The sequence below is a fragment of the Thalassotalea coralli genome (assembly GCF_055786205.1).
The window spans coordinates 28,514-47,242 of the sequence record NZ_JBVVBK010000006.1 but is presented as its reverse complement, the minus strand read 5'-3'; the positions used below and the strand labels follow the sequence as shown (position 1 = coordinate 47,242).

Here is an 18,729-nt window from a genome sequence, read left to right as displayed (position 1 = left end):
AAAAGGCAATCTCACGATTGCCTTTTTATCTTTAAAAAGTGTTAGCAGTTATTCTGCTTTTGCTTTCTCTGTTTTCTCTTTCTTTTCTTTCTCGTCTTTGTCAGTTTTAAGCTCAGTTTTGATGTCGTGCATAATGTCACGGCTCACTTTGCTAGAACGTCGCTTCGACTTATATGCTTCCACACGTGAAGGAATAATACGACGTGGATAGTGGTTGTTCTCCACATCTACATCAGCTGTTTCCCAACGAGGGTCAACGGTAACACTTACTAACTGTTTACCTTTTTCAGTAACTACAAGTTTGCGAACATTCTTCGGCGTTCTGCGCCAAATTTCTGCAGGAACGTATTGGTTTTCTTTAGTTCCGTCAGCGTAAGTCAGCTCTAAAATAATCGGCATAACTAAACCACCAAGATTAGAAAACTCTAATACGTAGTAGTTTTTGTCTTCTTCGATCGCGCGCTCAAATACTTTACGTTCCCAAGGCTTAAGACCTTTAAGGAATTTCTGGTAGCTGTTACGCTCTTTGTTAGTCACCGTAAAGCGATCATTTTCGTCGTAGAAGTCAGTAATATCAGGGAAGCGTTCAACCCAAAGTTTTTTACCTTCAGCTTTGTTACGTTCATCTGTTAGTGACAGAGGCTTATCATTTTCAATATCGCGTAAACGGCCAAAATCGATATCTGGGTTTTTCGTATCTAAACGCATTTGATAAACACGGTCGATAGAAATATCTACGTGATCAGTTGAGTAGAACCAACCTCTCCAGAACCAATCTAAGTCAACACCTGAAGCTTCTTCCATTGTGCGGAAAAAGTCTGATGGTGTAGGGCGTTTAAACATCCAACGCTCTGAGTATTCTTTGAAGGCAAAATCAAATAACTCACGACCTAATATTGTTTCACGTAAGATATTTAATGCCGCTGCTGGCTTAGCGTAAGCGTTAGGTCCAATGCGCAGAATACTGTCAGACTGTGTCATAATTGGCACTTGCGTTTCAGACTTCATGTAGCCAACGATATCACGTGGTTCAACACCCCAAGGAATATTTGGATCCCATTCACGACCTGCAACACCGTCAAGGAAGCTGTTTAGACCTTCGTCCATCCAAGTCCATTGACGTTCATCTGAGTTAACAATCATTGGGAAGTAGATATGACCAATTTCGTGAATAACAACACCGATTAGATAAGCTTTTTCCGCTTGAGAATAAGTGCGCGAGCCGTCATCTCGAAGCTCTGTACGTGGACCGTTGAAGGTGATCATTGGGTATTCCATACCACCAACTGGGCCATTTACTGACTGGGCTGTTGGGTATGGGTAGTCGAAAGAAAATCGAGAGTATACTTCCATGGTGTGGATGATTGACTCTGTAGAATATTTCTTCCATAAGTCACCACCTTCTTTCGGATAGAAAGACATTGCCATAACGTGAGGCATTGTTTCGCCACCTTGCTGGTAGCCGCGTGCATCCCACATAAACTTACGAGAAGAACCCCAAGCAAAGTCACGAACGTTATCGGCTTTAAACTTCCAAGTTTTACGCTTGTTAGTGCCTTCTTTTTCGTTCTCTAGTGCTTCTTCTTCCGTCACAATAAAGACAGTGCGCTTAGCAGTTTTTGCTTTCTCTAAACGCTTACGCTGCTCTTTGGTTAATACGTCTTTAGGGTTTTCTAAAACACCGGTAGAGCTTACGATGTGATCCGCTGGAACATCGATTTCTACTTCATAATCACCAAATTCAAGTGTGAACTCGCCTCGGCCTATAAATTCTTTATTGGTCCAAGCTTCATAGTCTGTATACGCATGTAAACGCGGGAACCACTGAGCAAGTAAGAAGATATCGTTACCGCCTTCGCGAGCATCATCAGGAAAGTGCTCATAACCAGAGCGAGATGAAACTGCATTTTCTTCTACCATGTTAAAGGCAAAGTCGATAGTAAATTCAACACTATCACCAGACTTTAATGGCTTAGGTAAGTCAATACGCATTTGCGTGCCGACAACGGTAAAGTCGAGTGCTTTACCGCGGCTGTTTTTAACAGCGTTTATGTCGTAACCCAATTTATTGTCAGCCATAAATTGCTGTTGGCGAAGTTCGCCAAGGCTTAATTTAGCTGGTGTGTTTTTGTCACCCGCTTTTGTGTATGGCCCACGGCGGCCTATGCCGCCAAAGTTATTACCAGCAATGGCAATCGAATCTTCTTTGTATACGTTTTGATCGAGTTGAACCCATAGGTACTTTAATTTGTACGGAGAGTTGTTGTGATACGTAATATCTTCTGTAGCAGTGATGCGACGCTTTTCTTCGTCTAAGTGAACCTTAATTTTGTAGTCCACTTTTTGTTGCCAGTAGTTTTCACCTGGCTCACCAGCAGCATTACGGTAAGCATTTGGTGTTGGTAAGATTTCCTCTAGCTGGCGAAATTTGTCTTCAAAATCGCCCTTCGTTTGTTTTACAGCTGTCGCATATACTGAGGTTACCACGGTTAGTGGTAACAATAACGCTAAAGCTAAGGGTTTTGTTATTTTCATGGGTTACCTTTACTCACGTACGTATTATGAATAATAAAAGAATCTAGCCTCTACTATAACGCCTTTCTAAATAGAAATTCGACAAAGCAGAGGGTAATGCAGCAACAAAAGCTAACAGACAAAGTGTAGCCAGTAGCACAAGGTTGTCTGTTGTTGCAACGTTCGGACTGATAGTTAATCCAAACGTCGTCGTTAGATAATCCTGCATTATATTCAAGCCAAAAGATAATAGCACAATCGCTATTATTGCACTGACTAATGCGATGATTAACGCTTCTAGCTCGATAAAACAAAATAAAAACAATGGAGATGCGCCGATCATTCTTAATAAGCGTACTTCTTGTTGTCGCTCTCGAATAGAACTCAAGAGCATGGCGCTAAGTCCAAAAAGGGCTGAGATAAAGACTAAACTTGAGATCAATCTTAACGTATTTTCGACACTTGAAAGGGTTTGCCACAGCTCAGATAGCGCCACGCCCGGAAATAGTGCCATCAGTGGCTCTTTAGGGTTAGTATTTATTTCACGCTGCAAGCCAAACACTCCTAATTTTGATGTAAGGCCTAACATCACTGCGGTGACACTTTTGGGTTTTAATTCAGAGAGTTGTTTATCGTTTAATCTTGAAAGAATGGCTTGGCTTAAATGTACCGCTTCAATACCTTGCAAACTAACGTGCAGCGATTTATCTACTGGTGTTCCTGTGGTTGCTAGTATGCCGCTAACCGTAAATTTTTGCTTGTCGTGTTGTTGAAAGCTAGTGCTGGCTAACCCGTGAGAAAGTATTAGTTCATCGCCTAATTTGTACCCTAAAGTACGAGCAACGTCAGCGCCGAGTACAACTTCGTATACATGATTAAACACCTTACCTTGGGTAAAAGTAAGTGCTTGCTGTTGGCCGTATTTGAAGTGAGTAAAGTAATCGGTAGTGGTGCCGATGACTCTATACCCCTTGTGAGAATCTCCTAGCGAGATAGGGATTGCCCAGCTGACTTGAGCATTATTTGCAAGGCTATCAAAGCTTTGCCAGCTAATATTTTGCGTAGGCGAACCGACTCGAAAAACAGAGTAGAGCAATAAGTTTATTTTGCTCGTACGTGCGCCAACAAGCAGGTCGACTCCGAAAATACTGTTAGCAAAGTTGGCTTTTGCTTGATGTCTTATGTGCTCAACGCCCAGCAGCACCATCATGCTAATGATCATTGCCATCATGGTTAAAACAACCGATCCCTTTCTATGATGTAAGCTTTTCAGCGCTAACTTAATAAACACTAACGATTCCTATAGGCAGCGTTTATATCTGCAATTGATTGATTAACAGTAAAATGATTTTTTAGCGCTAAGTCATGGCTGACAAAAAGTAATGATGTATTCGCTTGTTGAGAAAGCTCTAACAACAAAGATAAAAAGGCGTCTTTAGCATCTGTATCTAAAGCTGATGTCGGCTCGTCGGCAATGAGTAACCTTGGCTGATTGATAAGTGCTCTTGCGATAGCTATTCGCTGCTGCTGACCAACACTTAATTGATGAATAGGACGTTGCCAATCGGCAGAGTTCACTTTTAATTGTTCAAGTAGAGAATGAGCAGCTTGCGGTTTGTTTTGTTTTGAAAATGTATTTGCCAGCTTGATGTTATCAATAGCGTTAAGGTAAGGGATCAAATTAAATTGCTGAAAGATATAACCGATATTGTTTGCACGAAACTTATCGCGTTTTCGTGCGCTCATTTTATCTAGTCTTTCTCCTAACACTTCTACCTCACCTTGCGAGGGTAACAACAAGCCACTAATGATATTGAGCAAGGTTGACTTACCACTGCCTGATGGGCCAAAAAGAAATGTTCTACTGTCGGGTAATTGCCAGCGCTCTATGCACAAGGTGGGCTGCGTACTATTTTTGTGATAGCTGAAGGCTAAATTGTTGAGTGCGATGGACATAGCGAGACAATTAATTCTTTTTTAACTGTTATAGTGTTACATTTTGTTTGTGATACTATAACAGTTGCTTGTTGTGGGCAATGCTAACTTTGAATAAAGCGTTAAAGCTTAAAAGGGTAGAGAGTAAAGGGTAATTTTTGATGTGTTTTAGGTTAAATGAAAGTCGTTGGTTTATTCCTGCTTTAGCTGCTTTTTTCGTGATAACGGGTTGCGAGCAAGCTGTGGTTAGTGACGAGACTGAATCGATAAATCAAATAGAGGTAGTGAAAGCTGAAGAAACGAACGTTACCACGCAGGAATACAGAACGATAGAGTGGTTAGAGTTATTACCTGAAGATGATTTAGAAGCCTTGTTAAACCCGCCCGATTATTTAAACGATATTGCTGATGGTTCCGCCGAAGATCAAATTGCTAGCCAAATTCAGTCAGCTATGTCAGCAGATGATTCTCCACAAAGTGCTTATGAACAAGCCCTAGTATCGACACGGTTTGTTGAGGAAATGAATGGTCAGGATATTCGAGTGCCTGGTTATGTTGTACCGTTAGAGTCTGAATATGTTAATGAAGGGCAAGGGTATCAATTGGTGAAACGCTTTTTTCTTGTACCTTTTTTTGGTGCTTGTTTGCATATGCCGCCACCACCGCCAAATCAAATCATTTATGTAACTTCTGAAGAGGGCTTTAAATTGCCTTCAATCTACGACCCTGTATGGGTTTCAGGTACACTGAAAACAGCTTTATATGAAGATCAGCTTGCGACGTCAGCTTATGTGATGAATATGGAAATACTAGAGCCTTATTAAACTGATATTGTGCTTATAAGGCCCGATTCCAAAGTGTCGTCTATATACTTATCGATAACTTCTAAGCGACTCTCTTTGGCTGAATTTAGTGAGGTTATGCACGTGCTGTCTGTTGATTTGTTGTAGGAAAAGCACCCTTTGGTGGTGATAAAAACACCTTTGGCTCTGATAGGATTTTGGCTGTTTAAAAAGTTGATCAGTTTTTGGTAGTCAAACACTTGGTCTGCGCTAAATCGCCATCCTTTGCTAACAAATCCTTCCCCTTGGTTTTCTGCTTTGATTGTGCCTGAAATTGGCTCATCATTGACTACCGATTTATTTGGATCTACTGGCGGTAGGTTTTTCGTGGCAAGTTTATGGACAGTTTTACCTTGCAACCAGTTCATATCTAACTGACCAAACTGCATATAATCGATTCGCTCTACATTGTGGTTCAAAGCGGTAACATACCGCTCGAGTTTTTGTTTTTCGTCAGCAACATAGAGATCTTCCTTACTGCCAATAACAGTATCTGCAATGGCGATTTGTTCATTAAAGGTTTGGTGATCGGTGTAACGGTGATCTGATAACTGCCTAGCATCGACTAAGGTTATGGTTTTTTGCAGGTCGATAACATCACGATAATGCTCACTTTGCAAAATTTGCAATACTTCTTTTGGGTGACCTAAGCCAGTAGGTTCAATAAGTAACCGATGCGGCCTTGCCTGTTTAAGCAGCGTATTTAAAGCAATCTGCATCGGCACAACAGAGGCACAACACATACACCCGCCAGCAACTTCTTGAATAAAAATATTGCCAGAAGCCGAAACATCGTTGTTGTACAGGCTGCCGTCTACGCCAATCTCGCCAAATTCATTAACTAAAATCGCCCACCTTTCGTCAGCGGGCTTTTCTGTTAGTAACTGTTTGATAGCGGTCGTTTTACCCGCACCTAAAAAGCCGGTAACTATGTTCGTCGGTACGGCGAGAATTTTGTGATTGGTCTTGTTCATTTTACCTTAACTTAGTACTTATCGCGTTGCTGTTTACTATCGTCTTTCGACATATTCATTGAGCACTGCTTTTACTATTGGGGCAAGGACAACTTTCTTGCTCTTGGCATAAACGAAAGTTTTTAAAATGAGCATAGGCAATGATAATGGCACCTAAAACAGTTAAGCCTTTTTCACCCCATTCACCTAAGAAACTTTCGCCAAATGCGAGTGCTGAAATTAAACAAACTAAACCGACAATACCTGTGCGTAACACTGATCTTTGTTTGTGTTTTTTACAACCTAAAGTGAGTGCGTAAACGCTAGTTGGCAATACCGCTATAACCATCCAAAGATGGAATGATTCAGCTTCAAGAGGCAGTGCAGCTAAGCTTGGCAATAATGCAACTAGGAATGGCGTTGCTAAGCAGTGAATGGCACAAACCGTGGAGAAACTTACAGCAAGTTTGTCGGCAGTAAGTGTAGAAAACTTCATGATAAAACCTTACATAGTTGAGCAAACCGAGTTTGCTATTTGAGTTGAATTGAATGAGTCGCTGATGTCACGTTAACAGCGCCTTGTTTATTGTCTTTTAGCCAAACAACCTTGACTGATTCTAGAGAATGAAACTGAGTAAACGCATTAACGGATATTGACGTTAGCTTAGATAAGTCCTGGCAGACCAATTGATAGCTGGCGGATATTTCAAAGTGCTGATGCTCGTCATGGCTATCTTTTCTCTGATGATTTTCGTGCGCATGGTGCGAAGAGTCATCCTGGTGTGTATGCTCGTATTGCTCATCATGCTCATGATGATCTTTTTCATGATCTTCATCATGGCCGTGATGGTGAGCTGCGCCATGGTTGTTGGTTTTAGCGGGTAATAAATCACCAAGCTCGATGGCTACATCGCGAGTTTCACACTGGTTTTGAGTAAGCCCGACAATGTTATTGTATGAGCGCATGACTTTTTCTGCATAATCGACGCGTTTTAGCTCTTCTTTAGAAAGAGCTTTATGCTCAAAACCAACGATACTATCTGCAGGTGCAATGAAGGTCACGTGCACTAAATTGTTCTCTATAACCACTTGCAAGTCTGCCTTTCCATGTTGATGTACAGAGCCAGCAATTGCTGAGTTTGCAGATGTAAACGCCATTATTAGGCTAGCGTTGAACACTAGACGTAAAGGATTATTAACATTGAATGTTTTCATGAGACAGACTGATGTTGAATTAAAGCAAGTTAACAAACTTGAAATTAACTATTAGATGTTAATAATGTTATAACATAACACTTTGCTATTAGTCACTTGATATTTAATATCTCGGTAACATTTTTTAATAACTTATATGCGTAGTCTAAGCAGTAACGTTAGTGAAAGTGGTTTAAGTACCTAACGAGTGATAGCTATACTAAAAATAAAATCAGCAATGCAACTTTGTATTCATTAGCTGAATAAAGAATTAAGGGTTGAACATGGTTACAAGAAGACGTTTTATTGCCGGTGCGGGCAGTTTAGCATTCGCCGGACTGGCGACGAGCGCGTTAGGGCAAATTGGCACACAAGCCAAAATTAATGTAGTTAAGGGTTATGGCCCACTAGTACCTGATAAAAATAAATTTCTTGATTTGCCTAATGGGTTTACATATCGAGTCATTTCAAAGCTAAACGACACAATGACCGATGGCTTTCATGTTCCTGATAGGGCTGACGGTATGGGGTGCATTCTCCTGGACGACAACCGAGTTGCGTTGATTAGGAATCACGAATTAAAACCAAGTCATTTGAACAAGCAACCGGTATCGATTCAACAACATAAAACAGTGCTTAGTTATGATCAAAATGCCGCTGGTGTTGCTCTGCCTGGCGGTACCACTACGTTAGTATACAACCTAGCGACTAAGAAAGTAGAAAAAGAGTTCTTAAGCTTAGTAGGTACAATTCGTAACTGTTCTGGTGGAATTACTCCATGGGGCACTTGGTTAACGTGCGAAGAGTCTGTGGATAGACCTGATGGAAATATCAGTAAAGATCACGGCTATGTTTTTGAAGTACCAGCAAAAGCGACCTCGCTAGTTGAAGCAAAGCCCTTAAAAGGATTGGGCAGATTTAACCACGAAGCGGTTTGTGTAGACCCACGCACTGGCATTGTTTACCTCACAGAAGATAGAGGTGATAGTTTACTTTATCGCTTTATCCCCAAAATAACAGGTGAGTTGTCTAAAGGTGGCCAATTACAAGCGCTTGTTATTAAAGGGTTACCAAAGTTTGATACCCGAAATTGGGACCAAGTGAACATGGAGCTTGGTCAGTGGTTAGATGTAGAGTGGGTAGATATCGAGGATCCAGAAAGCCCAAATGATGACTTAAGAATTCAAGGATTTAACAAAGGCGCGGCTTTATTTGCGCGCGGTGAAGGCATTCACTGGGCTGACAACGAGTTATACTTTTGCTGCACAAATGGTGGCAAAAAGCAGCTAGGGCAAGTAATGCGTCTTCAACCATCAGCGCAAGGTGAATCATCACAACAGCTAAAGCAAGATAGGTTGCAGCTATTTGTAGAGAGTGATGATAAGAGCTTATACAACTATGGAGACAACTTAACCGTAGCGCCTAATGGCCATCTGATTGTTTGTGAAGATCAGTACACAGAAGTTGTTGATAACCACTTACGGGGTATTACGCCGCAAGGTGAAGTGTATAACATTGCTAAACTGCATGCTCAAACGGAGTTAGCAGGCGCATGCTTTTCACCAGACGGCTCTGTGCTTTTTGTTAATGCTTATGGGCCAACTAAAACCCTAGCGATAGAGGGCCCTTGGCATCTGTTGAGTTAAACTTATTTACTGTTCAATAGTTAGTGAGTAATTTTAGGATAGAAATTACTCACTTATCTGATAGTTGTGCTACATTTAAAAGGTAAATAAAACGTTAATATTGAAAAGGATGTCACTATGAGTAGAAGAATAAGTAGAAGATGGTTTTCGTTAAAAATACCAAACGCATTAGCTATTTTTTTCATGCTTGTTAGTACAGGATTTGTGCAGGCTAAGTCTTCAAAGAATATTTCGGTTAATACCTCCTATGTAGCCATACCTGTTAGCGGTCAGTCGGGCGACTATACCATTGCCGCTAAACTGAATATTCCGGTAGCGTTTCAATCACGTGCCGCTGTGGTTATCGCGCACGGCAGTAATGGTGTTGATTCTCGGGGGCGGTTTCATACGGCAACATTAAATGATGCTGGCTTTGCAACCTTGGAAATCGATTTATGGGCTGCAAGAGGAATTTTAGATGGCACTTTCGAACGACCAGCGGCTGTTCATGAAACCTTACCAGATGCTTATGCAGCGTTAGCGTTTTTAGCAGAATTGCCTTCAATAGATAGTGATAAAGTCGGTATCCTTGGATTTTCTTGGGGAGGAGTTATTAGCATGCTTAGCCGTGAAACAAATTTAGCGGCAACGTTCTCACCAAACTATCAATTTGCGGCTCATGTTGCCTACTATCCAGTTTGCTGGGTTTATTCAGTGATACCTCCTTATGCAATTACGGCAAGTACAGGCGCACCTATTTCAATTCAAACAGGTGAAAATGACGATTACGATAATCCTGATAGCTGTCAGGTGTGGAAGGATAGTTTGTCGCCAGATGAACAGGCCTTAGTTTCGATTGACGTATATAAAAATGCTTATCATGCGTTTAATACATTTGCCAAACCTATCATAGTTACAGACCCATACAGTCACCTTGGGGAAGGCGGCGATGTACTGATGAAATCGAACCCTAAAGCAAGACGTAAATCTAATAAAGTGGTTATTGAATTTTTCGAGCAGCACTTAGCTTCGACACAATAATGTTGGAAGAAACAAAGACCGAAGGGTAAAACTAGTAATGAAAGAGAGTCACTTGTAACTCTCTTTCTTGTATAAGTTAGGGAGCTATTAGCAGGCTACTGGTTCCGTTTAAATTTCCACGATAAAAATAGTTGTTTTCTATCTTTAATATTTCACCTGACTTTCTTTTTTAACACTCATCTCTATTTTTGAAAAATTTACCGGGCAAAGTGCAACAATTGGGATACAATCTACTTGTTGTCTTTTTATACGTATCGAGTTAATGTTTTAAAGTCATTTGCGCTGGCTTAAGGGATATAAAAGGTGGGCAAAATATCCGACTAACAAATGAATAGATAAGTTAATAGAGACTTTATGAAGTTTAGTTTTTTAAGTTTTTCCCTTATATCAGTATTGTTTTCTAGTCAGCTAATCGCTGAACAAGCTAGCAAGCAACTTCCGATTCCTACCATCGTCACTGAACATTTCCCTCCTTTTCAAATTAAAGGCGACAGGCTTGAAGGTGCGTCAATTGATATCATTAATCGTATTAATGAAAAGCTAGGCATGTCTGTTGAAATAAATGAATTGCCTTGGTCAAGAGCATTATATATGGCGCAATCTAAGCCAAATATTCTGATTTTCACCATGGGAAAGTCTCCAAAAAGATCACCTTTTTTTCATTGGGTTGGTGAACTGCCAGTAAGCGATGCAATGACGGTATGGACGCACAAATCTTACCAAGTGGGTGGTAGCTGTAGCTGGAAAGACTTACGAGAGCTTAATACTGCAATCCCTAGGAACGACTCTTTTGTCAACTTATTGTTTGATCGTGGCTTTGCTATTGATGATAACTTGGTCATAACTAATACTTTCGCTCAAATGGTTGAGATGCTTGTTAAAGGGCGTATAGACTTCGCCGTTGCTGGCAGAATATCTTTTCGTTATCAAGCAGAATACCTAGGCTACAATATTGACGACTTTATTCCGTGCTTACCGAAAGGAGTGATCCCTTATCCACTTTCTTATGCATTTAGCAAAAGCAGCGACCCTGAACTCGTAGAAGCTTATCGTAACGCATTTACTGAAATGTATAACGATGATGAAATAGAACCAATACTTAAAAAGTGGCTTAAATAGTTTCCTAAGTAAGTTATCGGTCGCAAATAAGCATCTCAAATAGGTTTATTAAAGTACGGTAACTTAGTTTGATAGTTACACCAAGTGATAGGTGTCAACGCATAATGTTTTCTTTGTAAGCGTCTTTAAAGAGGGGGAAGCCCTATTGATAGTGGGTTAACTCAGTCGGAAAGTTAAGCCGGTAAATCAAGTTGGCAAGATAAGAAATATTTTTTTGTAACTGTAAGTCCTTCTCATGAAAGGAAGTTAATGTGCCAAGATTAAAGTACTCTAGATGAATTAATCTTAACGAGAAATAAAAAACGCCGCAATTTAGCGGCGTTTTTCGTTAACAAAAGAACAGGATTACTTTTGTAATTTACGTCTAAATAGCATTGGCACTAGAAGAAGAGTTAACCAAGCCATTGAACCACCATCGCTCTTACGTTCGACCGTTACAGAGTGAGTAGCAGAACTCATTGCTCCTGACGTGTCAGTAACAGTTAATCTGAACATCATTGGCTGGTCGTTTGAAACTACATCAGCAACAAAACTGATATTTTCTGCGCTTGAGTCAAAAGCAACAGCTGCGCCAGTAATTTGTTCCCAGTGGTAAGTTAACATGTCATTGTTTGCATCTGAAGCAACGCCAGTTAAGCTCACGGTTTGACCGTCTTTCACCGTTCTGTAACCTTCAATTGATGCAACTGGAGCTACGTTTTCAACGTCAAACTCGTAAGCCATCTCAACCGTATCACCCATAAAGGTGTTAGATAAGGTTACCGTAAAGTCGTCACCAGCAGCTCTTGGTGTTAGATCAAAACTTACTACAGTGATTTCTGAAGATGAGTTCGCAGGAACAGTTACTTCCCATTCGATCATATCGCCATTGGCTGTACCGTTATGAGAAACATTTGATACTTCATGACCTGCATCCATCGTTGCAGTTAACATGTAAACTCTGTCTTCTTGTGTGAAGTTTGGCTCGATTTCGAAAGAAATTGTAGTAGCTTCACCAGCTGTCATCTCTTCACTCACAGGAGCTTCAATAGTTACATCAGAGCTTGTTCTGGTTAGTTCCAATGGAACGTAGTGGTTCAATACCGAGTTGTCGTCTGTCATCAATACAACACCGCTAACTGATTCCATCGTATCCCATTCAAAGTCAACCGAGAAGCTTTCACCATCGCCGTTTGCCATACCTTTTATCAGAGTCTCAGACGAGTCTTCAACTTGATAAATAAAGTTTGAATGAAGTTTTACAGTATCTTCTCCATCAGAAGACGCTTGCCAGTTGTAGGCAACCATCGTGTATGTGCCTGCTGGAAGGCCGTAAAGACCTATGTACTCGTTGTTACCAGCATACGCGCTATACCATACTTCTTCATTTGGACCGTATAAGTATAAATCGAAGTCAAGGCTAGTAGAGTCAGAGAAGTAAAGCTCAAGTTTTGCAAGAGGTTGCTCGAAAGTGACAGCGATACCCGACGCATCCTGATTCGGAGCAGACAACTCGAACCCGTCAACAGCAACTTGAACCTTATCGTATACGGTAGCAGTAACGTCGCCTGCACCTTTGGCAATTAAACCGTCAACAGACAATGAGCCTTTGTTACGTGGTGCATTAATAGTGAAGCCAGCGCTTGGTAAATTGTTACCTTCCGCTTTAACTGCATAAGGAATGTTTACCACAGGTAAGTCGCCACTGGTAAGTGTAACGTTACCCATGTTCCAACCCATGTCTGCTGATGTTACATCTGCAGTGATAGTTAGCTCTTGTGACTCACCAGCTTCTAAAGAGAAGCTTGTCGGTGATACTGTTACCATAACACCGTCTACCGCTGTAGCCATTGCTGACCAGTCTGCAGCTTGAGTCGCCGTTACCGTTCTTTTCCACATACACGTGTCAACACAAGCAGAATTTGCCATTGAAGCAATGTTCATTTCTTCTGGCTTACCGCCTGTAGAAGGGTTTGCTTGCATATAGCCAAAGTAACTTTCACCCATTACTAGGCCAGTTTTAGCTGCTGCTTCTACGTTTGCGAAACCGTTACCCATATCAAAGAAGTCAGAAGGTGTAACGCCATCTTCTTTATAGGTCATTTGGTCAGCAGTTAACATTAGTGCAGATTCAATTTGTGCTGGTGTCCACGTTGGGTGAATATCAGCTAAAAGCGTTAGCGCACCTGCAACATGTGGGCTAGCCATAGAGGTACCAGATAGGAAGCCCCAGTCAGATGGATCTGGGAATTGTTTAAATCCAGCCGATTGATCGTCAGCATAAGCGGCGAATATATTTACACCAGGTGCTGCGATTGAAGGCTTGATTACGTTAGGTACTGAACGGTTAGGACCACGAGATGTAAATCCAGCTGCAACTTTAGCAACAGATGCATCTTGCTCTGGAGTGCTACCAAGAATAGTCGCTTTATGACCTTCGCCACTTGCTAACCATGCTTTTAACACATCACCATCATCAGCACTAATATGTGCTGCTGGTAGTACGTGTGAATCAGCTACAACACTTGTAGCACCGCCTTGTAAGTTAGCTAAAACTAAACCACTTGCACCACCGGCTAAAACGTTACGACCTTTGTCTACACGAGCAATTGCACCGCGGTCACAAACAACGATTGTGTCTGCTGGGAAAGTTTCTGCTGGGAAAGGTTGTAAACATTGTGCTGGGTCGCCTTCAGGGTCGTTGGCATTGGTGTAATCACCTGCATAAACGATATCACCGGTAAAACCAACCGTACGACCTGCACCAACAATATCTGCTGGAGCGTCTGTATCGCCGCCTTCCATTGCAGATAAACCATTATCGCTAAATACACGATCATGAGTGTAAGCTGCAACCGTAGTAATCCATGGTGCGTCACCAGGAGAGCCTACAGTTTCTGGACCAGGGCCAGAGTTACCAGCAGAAGTTGCTACATGAATACCTGCTTTACGCGCTGCTAAGAAAGCAAGAGAGTCTGCATCATTCCATGGATCAGAAGAACCACCACCAATTGAATAGTTTAGTGCGTCGATACCGTTTTCAATCGCGTGCTCTACAGCAAGTATCGTTAACGAAGGCCAACAACCACTAAAACCAATTGCATCGTTTTCACCAGGGAAACAAACTTGGTAAGAAACGATGTTAGCATGCGGTGCGACACCGCTAACATGGTTAAACTTAACGCCAGACTCTTCTCCGTTTACATCTAGTAAATTTACGTCATTTAATACGTTACCAGCAGTTGTGCCCGCAGTATGAGAGCCGTGACCGTTGTGATCTTCACCATTTGCAGGAACTGTATCGTCGAAATATTGGTAGTAATCAGTAAGAGCAGTGTAACTGTGAACACCAATTAACTTGTCGTTACATAAGTGCTTCCACTCTTCAGTTGCACAGTCACCAGAATAGTTACCTGAACCCCAAGGGTTAGTGTGATCATAGCCGTCACCACCTACGTCAGCGAATGACGGATGATCAGTATTGATACCTGTATCAATGATACCAACAATTTTACCCGCACCTTTACTTGCTGTACCTGAAGCTGAACCGTCCCACACGCTAGGTGCTTTGATGATTGCTGGTCCTGAATCAGTGGTAAGATAACGTTTGGTTTCACGCTTGATATGTGCAATGCCGCTTACTGTAGCTAAACGCTCAGCTTGAGCTTGTGTCATTTCAATAACAAAGCCGTTATACGCTAAGTGAGTACGTTGTTTCACTGCGTCAACATCAAAAATGTTAGCTGCGCGACTTAATACTTGATCTTGCTTGTTTGATAAATAGTTACGGTAATTGATAACGTCTTTAGAGTTAACGTCTAGCTTACCGTTAACAAGCTTGTTTGCTGTTGGTGCTAGTTTGCCGGCACCACCCTCATAAAGTGCAACAGGGCTGTCTACGAGTCGAACAAAATAGCGGTATTTACCATTGTCTAAATCTGCCTCTGGTGTAAATACTGGTTGTGCTTCAACATTTGGATTTGAAGTTTTGTTTGCTTTAACTGGAATGGACTGTGTTATTTCTTCAAGCTTTGTAATGGTAACTTGCTGATCAGCTGCGAAAGCTAACGGAGCAGTTAACAAAGCAGAAGAGACAGCAATAGCAATCTTGCTTCTCATGTTTTCTCCCTATAAGAAATCTCTGACTTGTGATTTTTGATTAAAATTCTATTGTAATGAAATGAATCCCATATTTTATCTGACGTAAAATTACCGAGAGATTCACCTTTCGACATACTATATGTAACGTTAACGTAAATAAAGCGTAATTATTGTCTAAATGGTAAAAATTTCAAAAAATTTGTCGATTTTTTAAGAAAAAGTTATGTCTGAGGGTTTAGGAATGTAATTATTTATGTAATACGAAACTTGTCGTTAGTTTGAAAAGTTTACATGTTTAACAGGCGTTTAACATTGCTGTTCATAATTAAACCAGTGGCTGTAGCTTCTAGCCTTGAAATGCTTGTTTACATTCTCCGCAGCTTTTTAAACAACTTTTTTGGCTTTAACTGCCACTATATATATGTGCAACACGCGGTGTGTTGACAGTATTAGAGTTTATATTGTGGAGAGTCATTATGTCTATTAAGAAAGTATTAGTATCAGCTATGGTGTTAGGTTTAGTAACAAGCGCAAATGCAACAGATTTAAAAGCGGTAGATAAGTCTGTACAAACTAACTTGTGTATGACAGCAGCGTCTGGCAACAAAGCAGCGATGCATAACGAAATAAAAGCGTCTGGTTATTCTAAAAAGTTTGTTGCAGAAAAAGTGCAATGTAATGGGAAAAACATTCTAGCGTTTGTCGAAAAGTATGGTAAAAATTCTGACAACATGATTAATCTTATTGATCAGAAAACTCGTCAGGTGTCTATTACTGATATCGCGAAAAATACAATTACTGAGAAAAACTAGTTTTCAACGTAATACTGCCAACGCGTGTTGAGTGACGAGATAGCTGGGGCGCTATCTCGTCATCACTAATAAAAAGGGATAGCCTTTTATTAAGCCGCAGCGTTTGTGCTTTCAAAAATTTTGTCTGCAGAAGCTGCTACGAAACCTGAATATAAACGTCCATCTGCTAATGGATAGCGTTTAGCGAACTCGTAAAAACAAGAAGGGATTTCTGCTTCTTGATCGCTAAATACTACTGGAGCTTTGTCAGCCATAGTTGAAGACTGTTCAAGCTTCACTTCTTCGTTACCTTTGATTTCACCACCCGTGCTGTTAAGCACAAAGCCTGCACCTTTTAAGTGGCTATTAACTGCTTCGATTGCGTCAAAGTTTTCTAAGTGATTAATACTTACTGTGAAGTGATTTGCACGGTATCCCCATGCTGCTAACCAAGCGGCATACTCGCTTTCAGCAAGCAAAGTTTGGTACTCTTCAAAAGTTAATGACCAGTTTTTACCTGAGTATAAGAAATTAGGTTGATTAACTAAGTCTGCATCTAAAGAATCAACTAAACGCGTTATGATTGCCTGTGCTTCTGGGGAAAACTCTTCCACTAACAATTCGCTAATAAATACTTTTGGCTGTGTTTCATCGGCGTGCTCAAAGTGCTTTGCGTACAGCTTTTTCTTTTCGAAATGGTACTCGCCACATTCTTTATAGCCTAGTGCAACTAAATGTTGAGCAAGCTTATCTATGCCTACTTTTTCTAGGTTGAAGGTACGGTAGGCAACATGATCGTTGATCACATCGTTACCAGAGCCTAAAAGCTGGTGAATACTGTTCGCTGATGGAGTTACTTCTAAATAGTTTTGCCAAATGTTATCAAACAATTGAGATACTTGTTCGCTCATCGTAAATTTCCTACTACAAATTAATACTAAAGAAAATAAATAGTTATATAACTAAAAGTTAAAATGGTGTTATTGAGATGATAGGCGATTATTGCCATTATCTCTGGGTAGCAATGGCCTGCTACGTTCTTTTAGATAAGCGAAAGGACGCTAACCATTGCTATGCAATGGTTAGATTTGATCAATACTCTTATAAAAGCTGGGTTTGATCCCAGCTAATCTTTCAGGTAATTGAAAAAGCATGCTATTTGATAGACAAGCCCGGAGATAAAGTTGCAGGAAGTGCTACTTTGTCTGCTTCAACTGAAGCTACAGGGTATGCACAGTAGTCAGCTGCGTAGTATGCACTTGCTCTGTGGTTTCCACTATCACCAATTCCACCGAATGGTGCAGCACTGCTTGCGCCAGTAATTGGCTTGTTCCAGTTAACAATACCTGCACGCGCACGTGAGAAGAAGTGATCGTAGTCAGCAGGGTCATCAGCTAATAAGCCAGCAGATAAACCAAATGACGTGTTGTTACCTTCTTCGATTGCTGCGTCAAAATCTGTGTAACGGAAGATCTTTAACAACGGACCAAAATGCTCTTCGTCAGGTAAGCTATCGATATCTGTTACATCAATAATACCTGGGCTGACAAAGCCAGTACCTGCTTTTTGATGTTCAAGTGTTAATAATGACTTACCGCCTAAAGCTAATAGCTCTTCTTGCGCTTTCACTAAACCTAGCGCTGCTTTTTCAGAAATCATTGAACCGATAAACGGTTGCTCTTCATCGTCAAAATAACCAATCTTGATTGCTTTAGTTGAAGCAACTAACTTTTCTACTAATGCGTCGCCTTCTGCACCCTGTTCGATGAATAAACGACGTGCACAAGTACAACGTTGACCTGCACTGATAAAGGCAGATTGCAAAATGTCGTGAACGGCTGCATCAGTATCAGCAACACCTTTCACGATCATTGGGTTATTACCACCCATTTCTAGTGCAAGGATTTTACCTGGCATACCACCAAATTGTTCGTGAAGTAATTTACCTGTTGTCGAGCTACCTGTGAAGAATAAACCATCGATTTGAGGGTGGTTAGCTAAGGCTTTACCTGTAACAATTTCACCTTGAACAAGGTTAATAACGCCTTCTGGTAAACCTGCTTCTTGCCATAGTTTCAGGGTAACTTGTGCAGTTAGTGGCGTTAGCTCGCTTGGCTTAAATACAATAGTGTTACCTGCAATTAATGCTGGAACGATATGGCCATTTGGTAAATGCCCTGGGAAATTGTATGGACCAAATACAGCTACTACACCGTGAGGCTTGTGGCGAATAAACGCTTTTGCGCCTGGCATCGGGTTTTCTACTGTGCCAGTTCTTTCTTTATAAGCCTTGATTGAAATAGCAATTTTACCAACCATTGCACCCGCTTCAGTGCGAGTTTCCCAAAGTGGCTTACCTGTTTCCATTGCAATAGTGTTAGCTAGTGCTTCTTTGTTCTCACTTAGAATTTCAGCGAAACGCTCAACTAAAGCAATACGTGTGTCTAGTTCTGTTTGCGACCAAGATACAAAAGCGTTGCGTGCAGCTGCAATCGCGTCACTTACTTGTTGTTCTGTTGCTGAGTTACCTTGCCAGATTACTTCATTCTTAGCAGGGTTTAATGATGTAAACTCATCGCCTTGGCCTTCAAGCCATTGACCGTTAATAAATTGAATAGGGTGCGTCATATTTTCT

14 protein-coding genes are annotated in these 18,729 nt (G+C 41.1%); 5 read left to right on the top strand and 9 right to left on the bottom strand.

Features of this window, described 5'->3' with window-relative positions:
• Positions 1-48: 48 nt before the first annotated feature.
• From ACOB80_RS15155 to ACOB80_RS15145, 3 genes are read right to left on the bottom strand one after another with little or no spacing between them, the layout of a single operon-like run.
• On the bottom strand, positions 49-2,535 hold the full coding sequence (locus ACOB80_RS15155) for a M1 family metallopeptidase (RefSeq protein WP_473166697.1): 2,487 nt from the start codon (positions 2,533-2,535) through the stop codon (positions 49-51).
• Between the two features lie 43 nt (positions 2,536-2,578).
• Complete coding sequence (locus ACOB80_RS15150; protein ID WP_473166696.1) at positions 2,579-3,805, bottom strand: ABC transporter permease; 1,227 nt, start codon at positions 3,803-3,805, stop codon at positions 2,579-2,581.
• Positions 3,805-4,470 carry an ATP-binding cassette domain-containing protein gene (locus ACOB80_RS15145; protein WP_473166695.1) on the bottom strand — a complete coding sequence of 222 codons (666 nt, stop codon included), beginning with the start codon at positions 4,468-4,470 and terminating at the stop codon, positions 3,805-3,807. Before ACOB80_RS15145 ends, ACOB80_RS15150 begins: the two co-directional genes overlap by 1 nt.
• A gap of 140 nt (positions 4,471-4,610) precedes the next feature.
• Between ACOB80_RS15145 and ACOB80_RS15140 the strand changes: the two genes are divergently transcribed.
• Positions 4,611-5,273, top strand: a complete 663-nt coding sequence (locus ACOB80_RS15140; protein WP_473166694.1) for a DUF3299 domain-containing protein — start codon at positions 4,611-4,613, stop codon at positions 5,271-5,273.
• Here ACOB80_RS15140 and ACOB80_RS15135 read toward each other — a convergent pair.
• The 3 genes from ACOB80_RS15135 to ACOB80_RS15125 are packed head-to-tail and all read right to left on the bottom strand — an operon-like array spanning position 5,270 to position 7,459.
• Positions 5,270-6,265 carry a CobW family GTP-binding protein gene (locus ACOB80_RS15135; RefSeq protein WP_473166693.1) on the bottom strand — a complete coding sequence of 332 codons (996 nt, stop codon included), beginning with the start codon at positions 6,263-6,265 and terminating at the stop codon, positions 5,270-5,272. The two genes, ACOB80_RS15140 and ACOB80_RS15135, sit on opposite strands and share 4 nt — an antisense overlap.
• A gap of 55 nt (positions 6,266-6,320) precedes the next feature.
• Complete coding sequence (locus tag ACOB80_RS15130) at positions 6,321-6,740, bottom strand: MerC domain-containing protein (protein WP_473166692.1); 420 nt, start codon at positions 6,738-6,740, stop codon at positions 6,321-6,323.
• Positions 6,741-6,775: 35 nt separating this feature from the next.
• Complete coding sequence (locus ACOB80_RS15125) at positions 6,776-7,459, bottom strand: ZrgA family zinc uptake protein (protein ID WP_473166691.1); 684 nt, start codon at positions 7,457-7,459, stop codon at positions 6,776-6,778.
• A 263-nt stretch (positions 7,460-7,722) separates the two neighbouring features.
• Between ACOB80_RS15125 and ACOB80_RS15120 the strand changes: the two genes are divergently transcribed.
• The 3 genes from ACOB80_RS15120 (at position 7,723) to ACOB80_RS15110 (ending at position 11,223) form a co-directional block, all read left to right on the top strand.
• Positions 7,723-9,084, top strand: coding sequence for an alkaline phosphatase PhoX (locus tag ACOB80_RS15120; protein WP_473166690.1), 1,362 nt, complete (start codon positions 7,723-7,725; stop codon positions 9,082-9,084).
• A gap of 117 nt (positions 9,085-9,201) precedes the next feature.
• Complete coding sequence (locus tag ACOB80_RS15115; protein WP_473166689.1) at positions 9,202-10,104, top strand: dienelactone hydrolase family protein; 903 nt, start codon at positions 9,202-9,204, stop codon at positions 10,102-10,104.
• Between the two features lie 354 nt (positions 10,105-10,458).
• Positions 10,459-11,223 (top strand): substrate-binding periplasmic protein, encoded by a 765-nt coding sequence (locus tag ACOB80_RS15110; protein WP_473166688.1) that lies wholly within the window; start codon positions 10,459-10,461, stop codon positions 11,221-11,223.
• A 345-nt stretch (positions 11,224-11,568) separates the two neighbouring features.
• Here ACOB80_RS15110 and ACOB80_RS15105 read toward each other — a convergent pair whose 3' ends face one another.
• Positions 11,569-15,321 carry a S8 family serine peptidase gene (locus ACOB80_RS15105; RefSeq protein WP_473166687.1) on the bottom strand — a complete coding sequence of 1,251 codons (3,753 nt, stop codon included), beginning with the start codon at positions 15,319-15,321 and terminating at the stop codon, positions 11,569-11,571.
• Between the two features lie 458 nt (positions 15,322-15,779).
• On the opposite strand from ACOB80_RS15105, the gene ACOB80_RS15100 reads away from it, so the two are divergent.
• On the top strand, positions 15,780-16,115 hold the full coding sequence (locus ACOB80_RS15100) for a DUF3718 domain-containing protein (RefSeq protein WP_473166686.1): 336 nt from the start codon (positions 15,780-15,782) through the stop codon (positions 16,113-16,115).
• 89 nt (positions 16,116-16,204) lie between these two features.
• Here ACOB80_RS15100 and ACOB80_RS15095 read toward each other — a convergent pair whose 3' ends face one another.
• Entirely contained in the window at positions 16,205-17,005 is an 801-nt protein-coding gene (locus tag ACOB80_RS15095; protein WP_473166685.1) for a DUF1338 domain-containing protein, read from the bottom strand.
• 244 nt (positions 17,006-17,249) lie between these two features.
• The gene (astD, locus tag ACOB80_RS15090) at positions 17,250-18,722 is read right to left on the bottom strand and encodes a succinylglutamate-semialdehyde dehydrogenase (RefSeq protein ID WP_473166684.1); all 1,473 of its coding nucleotides are present in this window, start codon (positions 18,720-18,722) and stop codon (positions 17,250-17,252) included.
• Positions 18,723-18,729: the final 7 nt, after the last annotated feature.